The organism is Colwellia sp. (assembly GCF_013215345.1).
In the GTDB taxonomy this organism is placed as follows: domain Bacteria; phylum Pseudomonadota; class Gammaproteobacteria; order Enterobacterales; family Alteromonadaceae; genus Colwellia.
On the sequence record NZ_JABSOV010000223.1, the window covers coordinates 1 to 3,139 of the forward strand.

Sequence of the window (3,139 nt, forward strand, 5' to 3'; positions counted from 1 at the left end):
CTGAATATGTGCCAAAGTGCCTGTCGTTGTTTGCAATAGCGCTGTCATATTAATAGGTTTTTTTGATTTTCTAGCCATTGTAACTACCTAAATTCAGTACCTAAGCATACTGAGTAAATTAACAAAATAGAGTTCTATGAGTTTAACACTACTATACCGAGGAAAAAACGTCAGATTCTCAATGCAACTGACTAAATTGCATTGGTTGTCAGCAGTGTGCGCGTTTGCCTTGCTTTCAGGATTGATTGTCCACCTCATTGCCAGTAATAAATGGCAACCCAACGGTGAGCAATACCGCGTTGTATCACACGTTACTTATACGCCAACAATGATAAAAGATCAAAAAATTACCGCCTTAACCATCAAGCTAGCCGAATTACAAAGTCAGGTATTACGTTTAAATGCCCTTGGTGATCGCTTGGCGGATGATGCTAACATCCCGGCAAATGAATTTAATTTCAGCCAGCTACCAGTAAGTGGCGGACCTTCATCAGACACATTGCCAGTCAATAATAAAACGCTTGAGCAATTGTTCGTTGAAATAGAGCATTTTGAAAACAAGATAAATTACGAAGAAAAACAATTACAAATGCTTGAATCTTTAACCTTTGGTCACCATATACAAAATAATGCATATTTGTCAGGGCGACCAATCACTAAAGGTTGGTTATCCTCATATTATGGCGTGCGCAAAGACCCTTTTAACGGTAAGCCAACCCTGCATAAAGGCGTAGATTTTGCCGGTAAAGAAAATACCGCTATTATTGCTACTGCAGGGGGTGTCGTTACCTGGGCAGGTAAACGCTATGGCTATGGACAGTTGATTGAAATCAATCATGGTGATGGCTTAGCTACTCGTTATGGTCATAACAAGAATATACTGGTCAGTGTCGGTGAGGTTGTTAATAAAGGACAAGAAATTGCACGTATGGGCAGTACTGGTCGCTCTACAGGGCCGCATGTCCACTATGAAATATTACGAAATAATAAACAAATTGACCCAATTAAATTTGTTTATCGCAAAGGGAAGTAGCCGACTAATTCGTAAGTAATACGTTAAACGGTTATCATAATACATTCACTCAAGGTGGCGGAACAAGTCACTGATAATTCTCAATAAATGGTTTAAATAAGATGTTTGGAAATTTGTTAACAAAATTATTTGGTAGTCGAAATGATAGATTACTAAAGCAGATGGGCAAAGAAGTAACTAAAATAAATGCGCTTGAACCTGTTTTAGAAGTGTTAAGTGATGAAGAATTAAAAGCTAAAACCACTGAATTTAAAGAGCGTGTATCTCAAGGAGAAACCGTAGAGCAATTGTTAGCGGAAGCTTTTGCTGTGGTAAGAGAAGCCAGTAAACGCGTCTTTGGCATGCGTCATTTCGATGTGCAAATGATTGGTGGTATGGTACTTAATGACGGTAAAATTGCTGAAATGCGTACCGGTGAAGGTAAAACATTAACGGCAACCTTACCGTCATATCTTAATGCACTAACTGGTAACGGTGTGCATGTTATTACCGTCAACGATTACCTTGCGACTCGTGATGCTGATTGGAGTCGTCCTTTATTTGAGTTTCTTGGCTTAACTGTCGGCTGTAATGTTGCAGGCATGACCACTGAGGGTAAGCAAGCAGCATATCAATCTGATATCACTTACGGTACCAATAACGAATTTGGTTTTGACTACCTACGTGACAATATGGTGTTCTCACCACAAGAGCGTTCGCAAAAGCCACTGCACTTTGCCATTATCGATGAAGTTGATTCAATCTTAATTGATGAAGCTAGAACACCACTTATTATTTCTGGTCAGGCCGAAGATAGCTCAGCACTGTATAAAATTATTAATACTGTTGTGCCAACATTAGAGCAACAAGCAGAAGAAGATAAAGAAGGTGAAGAAAGCACCGGCGATTACACTATCGATGAAAAAGCTAAACAAGTTTATTTAACAGAACGTGGTCAAATTCATATCGAAGAGATCATGGTTGAAAAAGAGCTGTTAACTGAAGGTGATACTTTATTTTCAGCGGCGAATATAACGATATTACATCACGTTATGGCGGCGCTTCGTGCTCATAAGTTATTCTTAAAAGATGTTGACTATATTGTCAAAGATGATGAGATAGTTATTGTTGATGAACATACTGGCCGTACGATGGAAGGTCGTCGTTGGTCTGAAGGTCTTCATCAAGCAGTAGAAGCAAAAGAAGGCGTTAATATTCAAAATGAAAATCAGACCCTAGCTTCAATTACCTTTCAAAACTACTTCAGAATTTATCAGAAACTGTCAGGTATGACAGGTACTGCCGATACTGAGGCGTTCGAATTCAATCACATTTATGGTTTAGAAACCGTTATTATCCCTACCAATCAGCCAATGATTCGTAACGATATGGCTGATTTGATTTACCTAACCAGAGATGAAAAGTTTGAAGCAATCTTAGCTGATATTCAAGATTGTGTTAAACGCGGCCAGCCAGTACTTGTTGGTACTATTGCCATTGAAACCTCTGAGTTCTTATCTGATTTCTTAAAGAAAGAAAAAATTAAGCACAAGGTACTGAATGCTAAGTTCCATCAGCAAGAAGCTGAAATTGTCGCCGATGCAGGTAAAGAGGGTGCTGTTACTATTGCTACTAACATGGCTGGCCGTGGTACAGATATCGTTTTAGGTGGTAATTTAGATGCCATCATCGCTAAGTTAACTAATCCGAGTGAAGATGACATTGCTAAAGTTAAAGCGCAGTGGAAAATTGACCATGAGCGTGTGCTTGAGCTAGGTGGTTTACATATAGTTGCTACAGAACGTCATGAATCTAGACGAATAGATAATCAATTGCGTGGTCGTTCAGGACGACAAGGTGATGAAGGTTCAACACGTTTTTACTTATCAATGGAAGATTCATTGATGCGTATATTTGCCTCAGAACGTATTTCTAATATGATGCGTAAATTAGGTATGGAGCATGGCGAAGCGATTGAACATCCTTGGGTGACCCGCAGTATTGAAAATGCGCAACGTAAAGTTGAAGGTCGTAACTTTGATATGCGTAAGCAATTACTAGAATATGATGATGTTGCCAATGATCAACGTGGTGTTATTTATGAGCAGCGTAATGAATTATTAGATA

2 protein-coding genes are annotated in these 3,139 nt (G+C 39.0%); both read left to right on the forward strand.

The window, feature by feature from the left end:
• The first annotated feature begins 136 nt into the window (after window positions 1-136).
• Entirely contained in the window at window positions 137-1,033 is an 897-nt protein-coding gene (locus tag HRT50_RS18385) for a M23 family metallopeptidase (protein WP_291617209.1), read from the forward strand.
• A 101-nt stretch (window positions 1,034-1,134) separates the two neighbouring features.
• Window positions 1,135-3,139: preprotein translocase subunit SecA (gene secA / locus HRT50_RS18390; RefSeq protein ID WP_291617211.1), on the forward strand; the 2,005-nt coding region annotated here is incomplete at its 3' end.